This window comes from Saprospiraceae bacterium, from assembly GCA_026129545.1.
Taxonomy (GTDB): domain Bacteria; phylum Bacteroidota; class Bacteroidia; order Chitinophagales; family Saprospiraceae; genus M3007.
Window position 1 is genome coordinate 563410 of record JAHCHX010000002.1, and the last position, 18256, is coordinate 581665.

General features: G+C 54.0%; 16 protein-coding genes. 5 read left to right on the forward strand and 11 right to left on the reverse strand.

All coding sequences use genetic code 11. The features are described from left to right. Positions 1–200: 200 nt before the first annotated feature. Complete coding sequence (pcaF, locus tag KIS77_16630) at positions 201–1403, forward strand: 3-oxoadipyl-CoA thiolase (GenBank protein MCW5923970.1); 1203 nt, start codon at positions 201–203, stop codon at positions 1401–1403. Positions 1404–1443: 40 nt separating this feature from the next. Here pcaF and KIS77_16635 read toward each other — a convergent pair whose 3' ends face one another. From KIS77_16635 to KIS77_16655, 5 genes are all read right to left on the reverse strand, one after another. Then, entirely contained in the window at positions 1444–3408 is a 1965-nt protein-coding gene (locus tag KIS77_16635) for a KUP/HAK/KT family potassium transporter (protein ID MCW5923971.1), read from the reverse strand. Positions 3409–3429: 21 nt separating this feature from the next. Beyond that, complete coding sequence (locus tag KIS77_16640) at positions 3430–3936, reverse strand: FKBP-type peptidyl-prolyl cis-trans isomerase (protein MCW5923972.1); 507 nt, start codon at positions 3934–3936, stop codon at positions 3430–3432. 133 nt (positions 3937–4069) lie between these two features. Beyond that, positions 4070–5125 (reverse strand): hypothetical protein, encoded by a 1056-nt coding sequence (locus KIS77_16645; protein ID MCW5923973.1) that lies wholly within the window; start codon positions 5123–5125, stop codon positions 4070–4072. Positions 5126–5279: 154 nt separating this feature from the next. Then, complete coding sequence (locus KIS77_16650) at positions 5280–6620, reverse strand: MATE family efflux transporter (protein MCW5923974.1); 1341 nt, start codon at positions 6618–6620, stop codon at positions 5280–5282. Between the two features lie 36 nt (positions 6621–6656). After that, positions 6657–7490: a class I SAM-dependent methyltransferase gene (locus KIS77_16655; protein ID MCW5923975.1), complete on the reverse strand. Its 834-nt coding sequence runs from the start codon at positions 7488–7490 to the stop codon at positions 6657–6659. Positions 7491–7618: 128 nt separating this feature from the next. On the opposite strand from KIS77_16655, the gene KIS77_16660 reads away from it, so the two are divergent. The 4 genes from KIS77_16660 to KIS77_16675 all read left to right on the forward strand — a co-directional run bounded on the left by KIS77_16660 (position 7619) and on the right by KIS77_16675 (position 12084). Beyond that, a complete protein-coding gene (locus tag KIS77_16660; GenBank protein ID MCW5923976.1) occupies positions 7619–8188 on the forward strand; it encodes a hypothetical protein in 570 nt (189 codons plus the stop codon). 409 nt (positions 8189–8597) lie between these two features. Beyond that, a complete protein-coding gene (locus tag KIS77_16665; GenBank protein MCW5923977.1) occupies positions 8598–10724 on the forward strand; it encodes a gliding motility-associated C-terminal domain-containing protein in 2127 nt (708 codons plus the stop codon). A gap of 117 nt (positions 10725–10841) precedes the next feature. After that, complete coding sequence (locus KIS77_16670; protein MCW5923978.1) at positions 10842–11633, forward strand: CRISPR-associated endoribonuclease Cas6; 792 nt, start codon at positions 10842–10844, stop codon at positions 11631–11633. Positions 11634–11649: 16 nt separating this feature from the next. Beyond that, positions 11650–12084 carry a hypothetical protein gene (locus KIS77_16675; GenBank protein MCW5923979.1) on the forward strand — a complete coding sequence of 145 codons (435 nt, stop codon included), beginning with the start codon at positions 11650–11652 and terminating at the stop codon, positions 12082–12084. Here KIS77_16675 and KIS77_16680 read toward each other — a convergent pair. From KIS77_16680 to KIS77_16705, 6 genes are all read right to left on the reverse strand, one after another. Next, complete coding sequence (locus KIS77_16680) at positions 12057–12584, reverse strand: O-acetyl-ADP-ribose deacetylase (GenBank protein ID MCW5923980.1); 528 nt, start codon at positions 12582–12584, stop codon at positions 12057–12059. The genes KIS77_16675 and KIS77_16680 overlap by 28 nt on opposite strands. Positions 12585–12635: 51 nt before the next feature. Beyond that, the gene (locus KIS77_16685; protein ID MCW5923981.1) at positions 12636–13022 is read right to left on the reverse strand and encodes a GtrA family protein; all 387 of its coding nucleotides are present in this window, start codon (positions 13020–13022) and stop codon (positions 12636–12638) included. A gap of 141 nt (positions 13023–13163) precedes the next feature. Beyond that, entirely contained in the window at positions 13164–13946 is a 783-nt protein-coding gene (locus tag KIS77_16690; GenBank protein MCW5923982.1) for an enoyl-CoA hydratase/isomerase family protein, read from the reverse strand. Between the two features lie 251 nt (positions 13947–14197). Beyond that, positions 14198–15922 carry a 1-acyl-sn-glycerol-3-phosphate acyltransferase gene (locus KIS77_16695; GenBank protein MCW5923983.1) on the reverse strand — a complete coding sequence of 575 codons (1725 nt, stop codon included), beginning with the start codon at positions 15920–15922 and terminating at the stop codon, positions 14198–14200. Positions 15923–16043: 121 nt separating this feature from the next. After that, positions 16044–16634 carry a ribosome biogenesis GTP-binding protein YihA/YsxC gene (gene yihA, locus KIS77_16700; GenBank protein MCW5923984.1) on the reverse strand — a complete coding sequence of 197 codons (591 nt, stop codon included), beginning with the start codon at positions 16632–16634 and terminating at the stop codon, positions 16044–16046. Positions 16635–16825: 191 nt separating this feature from the next. Beyond that, a complete protein-coding gene (locus KIS77_16705) occupies positions 16826–18133 on the reverse strand; it encodes a vanadium-dependent haloperoxidase (protein MCW5923985.1) in 1308 nt (435 codons plus the stop codon). Between the last annotated feature and the right edge of the window lie 123 nt (positions 18134–18256).

Below are 18256 nucleotides of genomic sequence, written 5' to 3' on the forward strand. Positions count from 1 at the left end.
GTGTATTGCGTAAAAAGAAAACATCCGGTATGGTTTGACACACTTTTCTGAACACTCTCGTGATTTCTTCAAATCACCGCCTGAATAGCACCTGTTTCCAGCATTTTATCTCACCCCCCAATAAGTTTGCAACGCAAGCCACAACGGTAACGCGAGTTTTTTCAAAAAGAGCCTCACCTTTGCGCCTCAAATGTTCGACCATGCAAACCTACCTTGTTGACGGCATCCGTACCCCCATTGGCAATTTCGGCGGCGGCCTTGCGCCCGTCCGCACCGACGACCTCGCCGCCCATGCGCTTCAAAAATTGCTCGAACGCCACCCCAATCTTGACCCGGCAGCCATCGCCGATGTCATACTTGGGTGCGCCAATCAGGCAGGCGAAGACAACCGCAACGTGGCTCGCATGGCTTTGTTGCTGGCAGGCTTGCCGCACACGGTGCCGGGCGAGACGGTCAATCGCCTCTGCGCCAGTGGAATGTCGGCGGTGATACAAGCGGCGCGAGCAGCGATGGCGGGCGATGGCGAATTGTTTATCGCGGGGGGCGTGGAAGGCATGACTCGAGGCCCTTACGTCATCAGCAAATCGGCCAAACCCTTCGGCACGGATGCCCAACTCTACGATTCCAGCTTTGGATGGCGGTTCGTCAACCCTCGAATGAACGCCATGTACGGCACCGACGCTATGGGCATGACGGCGGAAAACCTCGTAGAAATGTACGGCATCAGCAGAGAAGACCAAGACAGATTCGCGCTTTGGAGCCAGCAAAAAGCCGCCCACGCCCGCGAAAAAGGCATTTTGGCAGAAGAAATCACGCCCGTGCCAGTGCTGCAAGGCAAGGGCGAACCCACGCTGATGGAACACGATGAGTTCATCAAACCGGGGACGACCCTCGATATTTTGGCCAAACTTAGACCCGCATTTAAAAAAGAAGGCTCCGTCACGGCAGGCAATGCTTCCGGTCTCAACGACGGCGCTGCCGCGCTGCTCATCGCCTCCGAAAAAGGTTTGGAGACCCACCAGTTGAAGCCCCTCGCGCGCATCGTCAGTTCGGCAGTAGTGGGTGTGGAGCCGCGCATCATGGGCATCGGGCCAGTGGGAGCAAGCCGCCGCGCCCTGCAAAAGGCTGGGCTTGTGCTCTCCCAAATAGATGTGATAGAACTCAACGAGGCATTCGCAGCCCAAGTGCTGGCCTGCACCCGCCAACTCGAACTTGCCGACCAAGACGAGCGCCTGAACCCGAATGGCGGTGCCATTGCGCTGGGTCATCCGTTGGGCATGTCGGGCGCACGCATTGTGCTGGCTGCCGCACGCGAGCTGCAACGACGCGGCGCGAAATACGCGCTTTGCACCATGTGCATCGGGGTCGGGCAAGGATATGCCGTGATTCTTGAACGTGCCTGAGGCGGGGAGCGACAAGGAAGGTTTCAAAACCCGTCGCGCGTCAGGTGGCTTTGTTTCCGCCCTGCAACCGCTTGAGATGCACTTCCTTCACTGGTTCCAACAGCAAGGGAGCCTTCTCGGTATCCACCGAGTCCGAGTCGAGGCCAAACCAGTTTTTGGGCGACGACACCCAGCCTTTCACGGTCAGGTAGGTGGACATGACCAACTGCTCGAACCAAGGGATTTCATTTTCGTTTGACAAAAATTCCTGAATCAGCACAAAGCGGAAATCGCCAGTGGGATACATACCGCTCAAGGTATGGTAGCGCGAGTGGATGCTAAGTTCTTCGTTCTCGACCAATTCTTCCACCACTTTTTTCATAAACAAATTCATGCGCTGCTGCACCCTGAAGCCGAGCCTGAAATTGACCTTATACACATCGTCGCGGGCGATGGTGTTCACCTCATACTCCATCGTGTGGGGCTCGTCGGTGGTTTCGATGTGAACAAACCAGTACACATCGGCACGCTTGGGCTGGGTCTGCAAGATAGAGTAAAGCACCTTTTCCTCCACCCTTTTGGGGCTTTTGGCGCTCGTCAGGAAAACGAGGTTGGTGGCGTATTTGGGAATGTCTTTGTCGTTGCTCAGAGAGATGAGCTGGTCGAGGAAATCCCGGATTTTCACCTCGTCGGTATAGCGTTGGCGGATGCGGCGGGCTTTCACCCACAGCATCATCATACCGAAAAGCAGGCCTGCCATGAACACCGTGATGTAGCCACCCTCGACGAATTTCAGGGTGTTCGCCAAGAAAAAGCCGCCTTCCCACGCGAGATAAAACAACAAGAACATCCAAATCAACCCTGCGCGCACGCGCTGCAATATCAGCCAGTTGGAAAGCAAAATGGTGGAACACAGCATGGTGCACACCACAGAAAGGCCATAAGCCGCTTCCATTCTGCTGCTCTCCCTGAACACGAGCACCACACACACGCACCCTATCCACAGGAAAGTGTTGATAGAAGGCATGTAAATCTGCCCTTTCAGATTGGACGGGAACCTCACAGTCATTTTGGGCAAAAAACCCAACCGTATCGCCTCCGAGGCCAAGGTGAAAGAGCCTGAAATCATGGATTGGCTGGCTATGATGGCCGCAAACGTGGCGATGATGATGCCCGGCCATAAAAACCATTCGGGCATGATGCCGTAGAATGGGTTTTCCTCCAGCGCCATGCCATCGTGGTGAAGCAGCCATGCCGCCTGACCGAAGTAATTGAGCAGCAGGCAGATTTTTACAAAAATCCAACTGACGCGAATGTTCTGACGACCGCAGTGCCCCAAGTCGGCATAGAGCGCCTCCGCCCCGGTGGTGCATAAAAACACCGCGCCCATCACCACCAAAAAACTGGGGCTGTGTCGCAGCAACTCAATGCCGTAGGTTGGGCTGATAGCTTGAAAAACAGATGGGTAATGCACGATTTGGCTAAGACCCAATATGCCCAGCATACTGAACCACAAGAACATCATCGGGCCAAAGCTCTTCCCCACTGCCGAAGTGCCAAACCGCTGAATGAAAAACAACGCCGAGATAATGGCTATCGTGATGCCTACGGTAGGGATACCGGGATATTTGAGCGATAGCCCCTCGATGGCCGACGAAACTGAAATGGGCGGGGTAATCATGCCCTCCGCGAGCATGGCTGCCCCGCCCAACACAGCCGGATACATCAACCACCGCCGCCGCCGCCGCACCAAGGAATAGAGGGAGAAAATGCCACCCTCGCCCTTGTTGTCGGCGCGAAGCACCAGAAAAACATACTTGAGCGTCGTCTGAATCGTCAGCGTCCAAAACACCAACGATACGCCGCCCAGCACCGTGAGTCGGTCAATCACCGCCCCCTCGCCCACGATGGCTTTCATTACATACAGCGGCGACGTACCGATGTCGCCAAAAATGATACCCAGCGTGACAAGCAGGCCCGCCGCCGTGAGGCGATGATGCCCGTGCTGGCTACCTTGAGCATTCATGTTGTGGTGGTTGTGTTTAGCTCAATGGTGGTGGCCACCTTCTCCATGCACATGGCCGTGTGCCAATTCTGAAGGGTCGGCATCGCGTACGGCCTCCACATGGCCTGTGAAATAGAGGTCAACGCCAGCCATCGGGTGATTGAAGTCAATCTTTACTTTATCCAAACCGACCCAAGCCACCATGCCTTGAAAGTGGTTGCCGTTTTGGTCGGTGAGCGGGAGCATATTGCCAACTTCCAACAGGCCGTCAGGGATTTTGCCATCCGTCTCAAAGATATTTTTGGGCACCTCCACGAGTGCCGTTTCGTCGTATTCGCCATACGCGCTGGCGGCAGGGATGCCAAACTCGAACTTGTCGCCCGATTTCAAGCCAGCCAGATTTTTTTCAAAATCGGGAATCATCATGCCGATTCCATAAATAAAAACCAGCGGTTGGTTTCCATTGGTCGTTTCCACTAGCTGTCCGTCGGCAGTGCCTTCGGTCAGGGTGTAGTGCACAGACACTACCTTGTTTGCTGCGATATTCATTGAAAAAAAGTTTGTGAGCCGCAAAGGTAAGGCTTATTCGCAACTGGACGAAAGGCTCCCCATTATATCTAACCCGACCTGCATCAGCGCATTATCTACCACGCCCCTCCCCCCAGTTCGGTCTCTTCCATTCTCAGACCCCCAGCGTCTTTTTGTACTTGATGTAGCGCCACACGAATCGCCACGCTTCGACGTGTGTCGTGGGCCGAATCCCTTGCCGACGCTGTGCCCCATGCAAATCGAACAACAAACGCCAATGGCGGTAAAAGTCGCGGTAGGCTCGCCACATCCCGAAAGAAGGGTCGTACACATGAGCAGGCTCTCCAAACACCCCGTTGAGTTCCATCACCTTAAACTCGCCGCGCCGGAGCGCCCCCACGCTTTCGCATTTGAGGTCGAAACGGCCATAACAAATGCCGGGCAACTGCTCACAAACAGGCTGAAAGACCCTGAGCAGCGCCTCATCAATCAGATGATTGCCGTTCAGAAACTTGGTGCCGCGACAGTGGTTGCCGATAGGCTCGAGCAGGAGCGTCTCGTCAGGGGCGGGTGTTTGTTTGAGTGTTTCTGGAAATTCCTGCTCAAAACGCTCCAACTGAAAAGCCGCCCGAGCGTCGCGGCGCATCAAGTCGCGCACGGTGGATTGGCCGTCGCCACGGACAGCCAAAAACTCTTTGATGCAGACGGAGGTGATGCCAAAAATCGGGCGGCGGTTGGGCGATGTTTGGGTATGGAGGGTGGGGAACCGATGAAACAGCACCGTCATTTCCACCGGGAGGGTAAGAAACTCTTGCAGGATAAAATCCACCGGGAAGCGCCTGAGGTGTGCTTCCAATGCCTCGGGCGAGGATATTTTTTTTACCAAAAAACCACGCTCGCCAATGTCGGGCTTTGCGATGAGCGGATAGTGGATGCCCGCCCTTTCCAATGCCGACGCCACCTGCTCAAAGGCCTCTCCTCCGCGCACCAGTATTGTTTTGGGCAAATGTTCGGGCGACAATAGCCGCAATATGTCGTGCTTCGATTCGCCCATGGCACCACCCAGCGGAATGGTGGGATTCACGTTGGAAAAAAAGACCAGATGCCGCGCACGCACCGCGAACCACAGCCAAAAACCACACATCGGAAGATTGGCCAACCAAAAGGGGAGAAACTCCCAAGTCGTCCATTTTTTGAGCCAGAGCCTCATCGGGAAAAAATTGTGGGGCAAATGTCGGGCGAGAATTTGGCAGCGAGCGTTACGGCGGTAACATTTTAAAGATTGACTCGCCACGTTTTTTTTGGGGGGGGATAGCCATGATTGATGTCCCTGATTTTGGAGAGAGAGAACTTTCAATCACGCATCAAAACTCCATTTTGTGCCAACGTTCCGTCCGCAAGTACTCAACGACCAACGCAATCATCACCACCCAGTAAATCACCTCGGCCATCCACACCCAAATCAGCCCCAGCCGAGTGAAGTTCGTGATGACGAAAAGGTAGCCGAGATAGATGACGACCGTGAACGCTTGCAGCTTCAGCCCAAACCAGGTGGCACCCGTACCTGCCAGCGCATTGATGAACACCACGCCAAACGTCGCCATCGAGAGAATCAGCAACAACAGATAAAAAATCGGCTGCGTCTCACCGATGAGGCTCATGTCCGATTTCCCCAAAAGCGGATAAAGCAATTGCCCCGGAAAAAGCAAAATTGGCACCGCCAACACCATCGAGACCGCCCAGCACAGCTTCCCGATTTTCCAAGCGGCGAGCAGCACCTCGTGATGGCGTTTTTGTCCGATGAGATTGCTAATCAGCGTATTGGCGCCAGAGGAAAAGCCCCACATCGGAATCGAAAGCAACAAATAGACCATGCGAGCGAGGTTCGAAATCGCCAGCGCCCGCGGGCCGAGGTTTTCCACCATGCCGAAAAAGAAAACCCAGCTTCCTTGGCCGACTGCAGCGTTTGCTACCACCGGGAGAGCAAGGTTGAGTTGTTGTTTCGTCAAAGTCCAGTCAGGCTCTGGCAGAGAGAAGATGCGCAGTTTTCGGTTTTCCTTGTCAAAAATCATATAAGTGCCGAACACCAAAAATGCCACGCCCTCGGCAATGCTGCTGGCCAACCCCGAACCGCCGATACCCATGGCAGGCAGACCCAATTCGCCAAAAATCAACCCATAGTTGAGCACCAGATTGACGAACGCCAACACTGCGGTGGTGAACAAAATAATCTTTGGCCGGGCGATGCCGCTGTACAGCGAAATCAGCGCGATGCCCCCATAGCTGAAAAAAATGCCAAAAGAGCGATAATGAATATACTCCAGCGATTTTTGGTAAATCTCCGGCGAGTGGTCAAGAAAAAACTCGAAAAACCAAGGCGTGGCGAAGTGCATGAACGCCCACATCAAAAGCGCCAAAGCCATCTCGAACAACAGCATCGTGTGAAAAAGATGCCCCACCGCCCCCGGTCGCCCTTCACCCATGCGCCGCGCAATCATAATCTGCCCGCCCCGCGAAAACGAGTAGCCAATCGCCGCAATGGTGATATAAAACACGCCCACAAACCCAATGGCGCCAAACTCTATCTCTCCCAGATGATAGAGCAGCACCGCGTCGCTTAGTGCGATAACGTTTTGCGCTGCCGAACCAAGCATGATGGGAGCAGAAATTCTCCAGATGTGGCGGTAAGTGAGGTCGAGTTGCATAATTGCGGGCTAACGAGTTTTACGGGTCGGCATCCTCTAAAAAACCTTCCATGGCTTCCATGCTTTCGGCACGACCTTGTAGTGCTGTTTTTCCTTAAAATCGGGGTTGACAAACGCCAGCGAAACCTCAAAAAAATCTATGGTCAGCGTCACGCGAGGGTGCTGCCGAATGTGCTCCCAAGCCCGCGTCATATCGGGCGACCAGTAAACATCGTCAAAAACGAACACCGTTTGCGCGTGTGAATGGGGCAGACAAGTCTCGAGATATCGAAGCGTGGGCTCCAGTTGGTGATGCCCGTCGAAAAACACCAAGTCGAGCTGAGGCAATCGAGCCAAAGCCGTGGGCAACGTGTCCGCGAACGCTCCGACGAGGATTTCGACATTCGACAAGCCCAGCGTTTCCAAATTGGCACGCGCCACCTGCGCAAAGTCCGCGCTACCCTCCAATGAGACGAATCGCGCGCTCCGCATCCCAGAGGCTAGATACATCGCGCCGATGCCCAGAGAGGTGCCCAATTCGAGCATGGTTCGGGGAGATGCCCAGCAGGCCAAGCGGAAAAGCAGCTGGCCTTGTCGGGGAGAGCTGGCGGCACGGCGGACCACGGCGCGGATGGTGGTGGTGGCAGAAGCGGTTTGGCCGCTATCCATCGCTCTCACGCGCACCTCGCTTGCCAACATCTGTTGGCGCACCCGCTCCACATCTCGAAATGCGTAGAACCATCGAGCATCTTCCAAGACTGCGTTGGTCAGCTCGAACACAAACGGCGAATGCAGCTGATACTTGGTGACTGCGGCGAGGTAGAATTTCAAAAACCGGAGGATGCGATAAAAATAGGCTTGCAAGGCAATGTTTTTTAACGAAACTTTCATGTAGCGGGCGAAAATAGCGCCCTTCCGGTTAAAAAATGTTTAAGGCTGATTTTATCTCGAAATAGCCACCCTTCATCCCCGTTTTTTCCGCATCACAAACGACAACGACATACCAGACACTTTGCACTATGAAAAATACGCGCTTGTTGCTTATCCCGTTTTTTTCCCTGACATGCCTCCTCGCCTTCGGCCAATCTTACAAAACCGCAGCGGGCATTCGCCTCGACAACGGCATCAATTTCACCTTGCAACAGCATATCGTGAACAACTGGACAGCAGAGGCAATCCTCCACACACCGCTCAACTCCAATGAATTGGGCCTTACCGTGTTGGCCGAAAAACACCAGAAAATCCTGTTCCGAGGGCTGAATATGTATGCAGGCGCTGGCGGGCACTACTACTGGCAAAGCGCCGCCAACCGCTCCGAAAGCGGCGCTCTGCGGGAAAACGTGTATGGCCTCAGCTTCATCGGCGGCGCCGAGATAACACTTGGCAAATTCAACGTCTCGTTCGACTGGAAACCCGAGCTCCACCTCGCCGGCGACCAGATTCACCCCTTCGAATGGACGGGCGGCTCCATCTCCGTGCGCTATGTGCTCGCCAAGCGCGAGCGGCGGAAGGTGAGAGATTGGAAAGTGTGGGACAATTTCGGTGGAAACAAAGACAGCAACAAGAACAACAAGAACAGAAGAAGATAATCGGAATGTGAACGTTCGCGGCAAAACGCCGGCACATTGGGCCAAATCGTTGAAAGGGCACGCCCAAGGGCCGACGCTCGCAAATTGGTGGACGACCGCTCTATGTCTTTGGCATAGGGCGGTTCGTGTTTTTTCCCTCGACGGATGCCGCATTTGGGGGCAATGTCGGTGTCCAAATGAAACATCTGGTGCAATGAAAACAGGGTGGGGCTGCCGTACGGCCTGCGCAAATTCGAGGCTCATTTTGTTAAAATTCGCGCCGTCACCAATTCCGGCAAAGTTTTAGCGCATTGGTTTTCAGGCAAATGGCACGAAAACCCTGCTCGCAACGCGGTCAACAATTTGAAAGGTTGTCGCGTTGTTTTCAAAACTTGCTACTTTTGGCATCAGTCGTTGAAACCACCGCGCCATGAACATCTTCCCTAATCGGTTACCTGTGGGTCGTGCTTTCCGAATATCGCGCTCGAATGTTCGGGTCGGAAAGTGGTGGCTTGTTGCATCATTTTTTTATGCGCTCCCTTTGCTCGCTCAGCCTGTGTTAAGTTGGGACAAGACGCTTGGCGGCAGCAGCTGGGACGAACTGAACGGCCTGCTCACGCTTCCCGATGGCATCATCGCGGCAGGGTCTTCCCGCTCCGGGCCGGGCAATCTCTCTTGGGATTTTTTCATTGCAAAACTTGATTACGACGGCAATGTGCTCTGGCAGCGCCGCTATGGCGGCGATGCCGACGACCGCCTCTGGTCCATCATACCCACTTCCGACGGCGGCTTTCTCGCGGGCGGATACTCCTACTCAAGCAGTAGCGGCGACAAGAGCCAACCCACGCGCGGCGACATGGACGTGTGGGTGCTGAAACTCAGTGCGCAGGGCCTGCTTCAGTGGGAACGAGCATGGGGCGGCCTCTACCGCGATGAGTTGTTCGCATTGCTGGAAATTCCAGGAAGCGGCTATTTGCTGGGGTGCAACTCGTGGTCAGACCCAGGGCCTGACAAGACCGACCCCCCTCGGGGCGAGCAAGATTTTTGGCTGATTCGGATTGACTATCAAGGCAATAAAATCTGGGACAAAACCATCGGCGGCAGCGGCTACGAACAAATCAACGACCTCGCATGGGCACCCGACGGCCATGTCTATATCTCCGGCGGCACGGTGTCCGAAGGCGGCACAGGCGACTTGAGCGACGAGCCTTCGCACGGCGGCATGGATTTCTGGCTGGGTAAATTCAATCTGGAAACGCGACAGCTCCTCTGGAGCCGTCGTTACGGCGGGGCAGGCGAGGACTATCCCTACGCGCTCTACATTTCTTCCACCGGACGGCTCTTTCTAGGTGGCCGTTCAGGCTCGGAGCCTGCCCAGCCTGGGCCTTTCAACACGAGCAAAGAGTCCCCGTTCTACGGCGGGGATAGCGATTATTGGATGCTCGAATTGGACCACGACGGCCAAAAACTCCGCGAATGGTCTTTTGGCGGCACCGGATTGGACGACCTCTACGCCATTGACGAAAACCCGCTTGGGCATCTGATTCTCGGCGGCGTGACGGATTCCGATATTTCCGGCAACAAAACCTCAGAGGGGCGTGGCGGCTACGATTATTGGCTCGTCGGCCTCGACGGACAGGGCAACGCGGCGTGGCAGCGAACCGTGGGCGGCATAGACAATGATGCCTTGACCAAAATAGCCATGCGCCCCACGGGTTCATTTGCCATTGGAGGGCATTCGAGAAGCAATATCGGCTTTGAAAAAACAGAGAACAATCTCGGCGTCAACGATTTCTGGGTCTTGTATTTTGAATGCGGCCTGCAAGCAGAAATTGCCCACATCGGCGAGCCGTCGTCTTGCTCCGACGATTTTTTGTTGCTCGACGCTACCATTCCTGACTGCGACGCTTGTATCTATGATTGGAACACTGGCAGCCTAGAGCCATTCATCGAGGTGCAGGGCAATGTGGCAGCCGCCTACACCGTGCGCGTGCGCGACGGCTGGGGCTGCGCGGCGTTCGACACGGTGCGCGTCGTGCCACCGCCTCCGCCCGATGTGCAATTGGGAAACGGCGACACGTTAGTAGTGCAGGGCGCTTCGGTCGTCATAGGCAGCGAGCAACCCGGCTTTCAATATATTTGGAACACAGGCGACACCACGGCTACCATAAGAGTGAGCGAATCCGGCGTTTACTCTGTCACCATGACCGACGCTTCGGGATGCAGCGTGCAAGCCACCATCCGCGTGAACGTGACGCGGCGCGGCCACGTCTATGTGCCCAATGTCTTCTCGCCCAATTTCGACGGTCACAACGACTATGTGAGCATTTTTGCGGATGCCAGCGTGCGCAGGGTGCAAACATTTCAAATCGCCGACCGCTGGGGCACGCTTGTTTTTCGACGCGACGATTTCATTCCGACATGGGAAACGGACGGTTGGGATGGTGTTTATCGAGGCAAGCCAGCCCCACCGGGAGTGTATGCTTGGTTTGCGGTCATTGAGTACATTGACGGCAAACAGGAGATACTCGAAGGGTCGGTGACAATTGTACGGTAGTGAATTGTTAAAAAATCCTTTGTCACAATAAAGTTATCCGTACTTTTCGCGCCGAAAACTCCACCAAAACATACTGCGGGGAAGTTTTAATCTGTCTTTTAATCACAACCGGATGTTATGCGCATACAGTTTAGCCTTTCCTGCCAGAAGGGCACCGTTATTCCAATCAATTATCAATCGGAAATCTCCCATTGGATTTTTGATGTCCTTTCGAAAGCGGGTTCTGAACTCTCATCATGGGTGCAGCAGCGTGGCTTTGATTTGGGTTCTCGCAATTTTAAATTGTTCACCTTCAGCCCCTTGGCCATCTATCCTTATGAAATGGACCAAGTGAGGCAGGAATTCAGGCTTCTGGGCAATCAGGTAAAGCTGAGCATCTCCATCTACCTCGACCCTTCCTTTGAGCAACAATTGGTGCATATCTTCCGGCAAGTCCCACTGCCACTCGGCTCCGTGGACGGACATCCGACACAATTTGAAGTGAAACATTGGCAAGTGATGCAGCCCATCACTTTCAAGGAAACCATGCATTTCAAGGCGGTGTCGCCCGTCTCCATCACCTCTGTGGACGAAGTCAAACCTGCCAACCCCTACCTGTTGCCTGATGGCGATGGCTACGATGTCAGTTTTTTCACGCACGCCGTGCGCCGCATGAAAGCGGCATGGCAATACAAGTCGCTGGCAGGCTTGAAACTGCTCGACCCTTCCTTTCCCATGCACTATCGTTTGATAGGCCAGGCGAAGTCACGCCTCATACATCTTAAACCCAATGTGGAAGGTATCGCCCAATTGCGCGGCTTCGTTTATGATTTTGAGGTAAGCATGCCGCCAGCGGTCATGGAGTTCTGCTACTATGCCGGGTTCGGGGAATACCCCTATCTTGGCTTTGGCTATGCTGATTTTAAATAAAAAAATCCTCGAAACGATGCGTGCAAGTTCCCTGCTGTCAGTAGTGTTTGCGCTCCTCGTCGCTGCCTGTGGCGGTGGAGGGCGCGAAGAAAAGGCCCAAGTTTCCGTTCAAGGATATTGGAAGTTGGTGAAAGGTCTTCGCAATCAAAGAGAAACGGAGACGCTGCAAGGCGTTTTTTTTCAGTTCGACGCAGATGGAAAGATGATGACCAACCTGCCTGTTGGCGCGGATGTGCCAACCGAGTATGAGTTGAAGAAGAATGAAATTCACCAAAAAACACCGCAACCCGTCGTTTACGTCATCCAAAGCGCGACAGACTCAATGTTGGTGCTGACGCTCGAATTGCGCGGCGCGCAGTTTGAAATGCACCTCCAAAAGACAGCCCCCTCAGACGACGGCGAGGAGTCGCAAGACGACCTGTCTCAACCTTCCGACAGCCTTTTGGAATAGAGCGTGAAATTCTCTTCGTCGAAGCAAACAAAGCGTACCTCTTCCAGTTTCCCATCGTGTTCGCTCAAAAATCCTCGCACGGCAAGCAATGCCACTTCGCACGCCGCTGCTTTCGGGTAGCCATATACACCCGTGCCGATATTGGGGAAAGCCACCGTCTTTAGGCCATACAAGGCTGCCAGACGAAGCGAATTGCGGTAACAATTGCCCAGCAACGTCGGCATGGCAGGGTCGTGGGCGCTATACACTGGCCCGACGGTGTGAATAACGAATCGAGCTGGCAAGTTGCCACCTGTTGTCATCACTGCCTCCCCCGTCTTGCAGCCGCCTTGCGAGGCGCGTATTTCCATGCACTCTTCCAAAATTTTCGGCCCGCCGGCGCGGTGAATGGCCCCGTCCACGCCGCCCCCGCCAAGCAAGGAAGAATTGGCCGCGTTCACGATGACATCAAAAGCGATTTTGGTGATGTCGCCCTGTTCGAGTGTGAGTCTGGTGTTCATGGCGATGATGTTGACGAAAATTGACGAGGATTGTCGAACCCTGCCCCATGCTCAGGTGCCATGAAACGTGAAAGTGTAATTCGCCCAAAAGTTCCATAGCGTCACCACGCCCGTGGCAATGAGTTTGGAAGTATAAAACTTCACGCCGAGGCGCTCGGTGAGCAGGTAAATAATGGCGTTATTGATGCCCAAGCCAATGAGAGAAGCCAAGAGAAATTTTGAGAACTGGGTGGCCACGGCGGGGTCGTGGCTGTGAAACGTCCACACACGGTTGAGGGTATAGTTGCTCACCACCGCGCACATAAAGCCCGTGCTGTTGGCAACGTATTTATTGAGGCGCAATTTTTCCTTGCAAAGCCAAGTGATGCCAAAATCCACGCCCACCCCAGAAGCGCCCACTATACCGAATTTGCAGAATTTGATGATTAAGTCGTTCATGGTGCTTTACACACTAGGCGAGGCCGTCTCACAAGTCCAAATTTCGAAGCGATTAACAAGATTTGCAGGTTTTTTCCCCGAAAAAGGGCGCGAATCCTGTCAAACAAACATTGCTTATGAGACATCCTCACCTACGGCTTATTATTTTCCTTGAAAATTCGCCTTTCGTTTTTCAACAAACGCTGCCGCACCCTCGCGAAAATCCTCCGTGCCGCAGCACTCGCCAAAGGCATCCACTTCTTTCCAAAAACCATCCACGCCCTCCTCGTAATAGGCGTTGACGGTCTCGATGATTTTTGAAATGGCGAATGGCGCTTTCGCCGCTATTTTCTCAATCAACTCCGTGGCTTTCGATACCTCTTCGCCAGCTGGCACGACGTAGTTTACCAAGCCAAGTTGCAGAGCCTCCGCCGCGCCGAGCATATCGGCAGTCATTAGAAGCTCTGTGGCTTTTGTCTTGCCAATGTATTGGATGAGGCGCTGAGTGCCTCCGTAGCCGGGGATTAAGCCGAGATTGACCTCCGGCTGACCGAACTTGGCCTTTTCGCCCGCCACGCGCAAGTGGCAGGCCATTGCCAGCTCGCACCCGCCGCCGAGCGCGAAGCCGTTGACCGCCGCCACGACGGGTTTGGGGAACCGCTCGACGAGGAAAAAAATATCCTGACCTCGTTTTGCCATTTGCATGCCTTCTGGGGCGCTCAGGCTACTGAACTCGGTGATGTCTGCTCCGGCCACAAAAGCTTTTTCGCCCGCGCCAGTGACGACGACTCCTTTCAGCCCCTCAATGTCGTGCGCGGCCTCCCCGAAGAAATGTCCCAACTCAAGCATGGTCTGTGTGTTGAGGGCATTGAGCGCCTTTTCGCGGCTGATGGTGACGAGGGCGATGCCGTTGTCGTGAGTTATTTGTAAGTTTTCGTAAACCATATTTGTGTTGGCGATTTGTTGAACTGTTGATTCGATGATTTGGGGATTTGTCGTGAGCTGTGGGTCAAATCACCAACTCGCCAAATCAGCAAATCCCCTAATCATCATCCACCTCAAAAGGCGGGCAAAAGTAGAGAAAAGCCGACGGAGTGCGCACAACGAAAAAGGCGCCTGCGTGCAAAAGCGCCTGAAAAGAATATGAAGAGGAGGCATTAAGCAGCTCCAAAAAGAACGTCAATAGAAATCACGGTTCAATCCACTTTCAGCACCTCGATTTCCTCTGCTTTCCAATGCACGGCTTTTTCGAGGTGATAGTTCTCCAGGCGGTTGTGATAAAAGCACAGGACTCGAAAGTTGGACGATACGATGTTGCCGTCTCTAGTGAAGCCAAGCGGTTTTTCGGTGTGAAACACGCCGAGGTTTTTCACGCCATCGCGCACCACATCGGCGGCGGAGCGGTGTATTTCGGGCGCGAGGCGGATTTTGCCCTGTTGTTCCCATTCCACGAGTTTTTCCTGCATTTGCTCCACCACTTCTTCCACGGCGCGGAAGGGGAACACATAGTCGTCGGGAGGAAGGCGGAGGATGCCGAACAGGTCGAGTTTGGGGTTTTCGTGGAGCAGCATTTCAAAAACGGCGTAGGCGACGAGATGACTGCTGAGCACCACGTTTTCGATGTGATAACGCTCCACGATGCGGTCGGCCAGAATCTTGGTGTATTCTTCCTCGCGCTGGCGGTCTTCCACCACTTCATTTTTTGAGACAAAATAATCGCTGATGTCGAGTTCGTTGCCAAAGCGGTCGAAGCTGCGTCCCTGCCCGTCCACAAAGTTGCCCAGCACGTCCATCGGCTTGCCCACGCTGATGGTGATGTCGCTCGTGGTGGAGAAAAAGCGCCAGATGAATCGAAACCATGCTCGCACGCTGGTGCCTTCATCTTTGAGGCGCAAGTAATTCTCCTTGCCTGTCATGCGCAAGTGCTGCTCGATGAGGAAGGGTGCCTCCAATACAAAGTTGTAACAGATGACCATCGGGACGACGAAGACTTTGCCTGCCCCTGCCCCCTCCAAAATGGGGGAGACAAAACGCCGCTCGCCCACCTCGTCGGGATTGGTGGCAAGGGTGCACAAGGCACGTTGTGCTTCCACCGCCGTGCCAAGCAACCCCATCTTCAGGTCAGTCTCCAATGCGCCGGAGCGAGAGCGGGTGCCGCCGGGGAAAAACAGGCTGTTGACCCCTCGCTGGATGCTCAGGTTGCTCATCGCCTTGAGCGTCTCCAAATAAATCGAATTCTTTTTACGACGGTCCACCCGATAAGCGCCGAGGCGGTTCATGAAGTATGCAGCTGGGCCAAAGTTGTAGAGATTAAGCCCTGCGCCGTAGCTGAACGAGGGCAACCCCATGATTTGGTCCATGGCGTAGCCTACGAGTATGGAGTCGAGGTTGCTGCTGTGGGTGGGCACCACCACGACGGTGCCGTGTTTGAACAGCTCGCGCACTGTCTCCACGTCGCCCACCACGTTGAGGCGCTCATAGAGGTGGCGTCTGCCTCGAAATATGGCGCGGATGCTCTTGCCTACGGCGGCATTGAAAAGGCGGTTGAAAAAAGCGGTGAGAAAACGCTGCGCAAACTTGAAGGTGCTCACCTGAAACGTGCCGACGATTTCCTCCGAATAGCGGTGAATGATTTTTTGCAAAATCTCTTCTGCCACTGCCTTGGCCTCCGGGTCGTTGCGGTCGAGCGTTTTTTTGATGAGCCGCTTGCTGATTTTGTTCCAAAATTGCCGCTCGTTGGGCGGGTCCACCTTCCATGGAGATTCCTTGATGCGGATACGCTCCTGATATATGGTCTTCACCAGCACGTCGGCCAAGTCTCGCTTGTGGCGGCTGGCGATGCGTCGGAAGGTGAACTCGTCAATCTCGCGTATGAACTCCGCGCGGTCTTTGCTCAGCCGATAAATCGGCCAGTCTTCCATGCGCTCGATGATGCGCGGATATATGGTTAAGTCTTTTTTCACGGCGTTTCTTTTGACCGTTAAAGAGGTGGTTTTATAAGGTTGATGGGGGCTGATATTGAGACCTTTGTCAATCTCTGTTTTATTTCCCGATATATTTTTCGATAAACTCCAACAATTCCGCCTTGCCGGTTTTCCGCTCGGCGGAAGTGATGAAATAGGGGGGCAAAGTCTCCCAAGTCTCGCTCAAGGCGGCCATGAACCGCTCAATGTTCTGCTCAAGGGTTGCCTTCCCGATGCGGTCGGTTTTGGTGAAGCAGATGGCAAAGGGGATTTGGCGCTCGCCCATTCCATTGATGAATTCAAGGTCAATTTTCGTGGGTGGAATGTTGGAATCAATCAAGACGAAGGCACAAATCAACGCCTCTCGGTGCAAAAAGTAGTCATCAATCATGCCCGACAGCTTTTTTTGCTCTGCTTTTGAGACGCGAGCATAGCCATAGCCGGGCAAATCCACCAAGTACCACGTCTGATTGATAAGAAAGAAATTGAGCAACCGGGTTTTGCCCGGTGTGCCCGACACTTTGGCCAAGCCCTTGCGCGTCAGCATATTGATGAGCGACGACTTGCCCACGTTGGAGCGTCCGATGAACGCGAACTCTGGCCTGCCGTCCTTTGGGCATTGGCTTTCTTTCGGATAACTGGCTACAAATTCTGCACTGCTGACTTCCATGAAGCGGCGAAGGTAGGGAATGATGCAGAATCGGACATGAATGAGTGCAGGCTGCCGATGGTCGCCCAAAAAAAAGCCCCGCCCCCGAATACTCGGGAACGGGGCTGCCAGCCACCCGTACTGGTATATGTGAAGGCGCATGTTACTCTACTGCCTTCATCACACACATCCACATCATCCAGTTCGAAGGCTCACTTTCTGGTTGTCAGCAGATTTTTCACGTTTTCGCCTACTTTTTTCCCTTGCGTGTTGCCAACTTCGACGGTGGCGCGATAGTGAATGCCACCGTACAATCTCGAAATCGCGGCTTCTTTGGCGGCAGCGTCGAAACTGTTGAACTTTCTGGGGGGCATGCCCAACACATCGTAGGTATGGTCGGTGAAACCGTAGTTCTGGCCAAAAACAGATTCCAGCGCATATCCCGCGGCGCCAGAAAATGAAGCATGTGCCGACGAGTACTCTGGGTGCGGAGGAGTGACGATGAAAGTATTCCAGTCCGCATGGCCTATGTGTTTCCGGATGTAGGTGACGGGGCGGATGAGATGGTATGTGTACTTCGTTTTCCAGCAACTAATAACGGCCTCATGCATGCTGATGCCCAAGCGCAGGTAGGCATCGGCGGCTTTCATCAGGCCGGGGTTGTCTTTTTCAAACACCTGTTTCAAGATGCTGAACCAGTGGCCAAATACGGTCACATAATTCCCATTGGGCGCATCGTCCCAGAAATTGGCAATCGCTTTTTGCTCTTCCGTCAGGGATTGGGAGATGTCGTACACCTCCTTTGCCATGTTGTAAAACGGCGTGCCGGGGTCCTTCGAGAATGATGTCGGAGCCACTGGCATCGTATTGTGGATGCTGCCCGGCAAAATAGTCCTGTTGTTGACCCAGCCCGGCATATTCGCCGGCGCCGAGGAGGTAGGCTCCCAATAGCCTTCTCCCAACGGGGTGTAAGGGATGTTGGCACCATCCGCGCCATCTTGCTTGCTCCATTCGATGACGGCTTGGGCAATCTGTTTGCCAAACTGGACAGCTGCCGCCAAGTCAGTAGCCGGGTTGACCCCAGTGCTGTATTTGGCAAAATAAACGGCTTCCAGCGAGTCAATCCGCTGAACGTTCTCCGGCTTAGCCGAATAAAAGAACCGCAACATTTCCGCCATGGCGGCATTGGCCGATGCAGGCCAGTAGAGCGGTTTGCCTTGTGGAGGTTCGGGCAGTTGGACTTGACCGTTCAGGCTCCCGGCGATGCTTTTGTATTGCTTGTCACCGCGCACGAGGGATTCGTACAGCGCCACGCCCGTGTAGGCAAAGTGCCGCCCAAAAGCAATGTGCGTGACACCCGATGTGTTTTTGATGACCTGCAAATGCAGGCCAATCCAATCGCGGAGCAACTCCGACTTTTGATTTTTAAAAACAGCGGGTGTTTCTGGTTCCCCTTCTTTTTCGCAAGAGAAGGCGAGGATGAGAGCCGACAATGCGGCCAAGAGAATTTGCTTTTTCATGATTGTTCAAATTTATTTTTGTGAAAAATTGAATGAGGGACAAAGGTGTGGGCGTTCCGAAGCGGGAGGTTTTGCTGACAAGTCCAGAGGTTTGACTGTAAAGCCCAAAATGAAAAAAGCCCC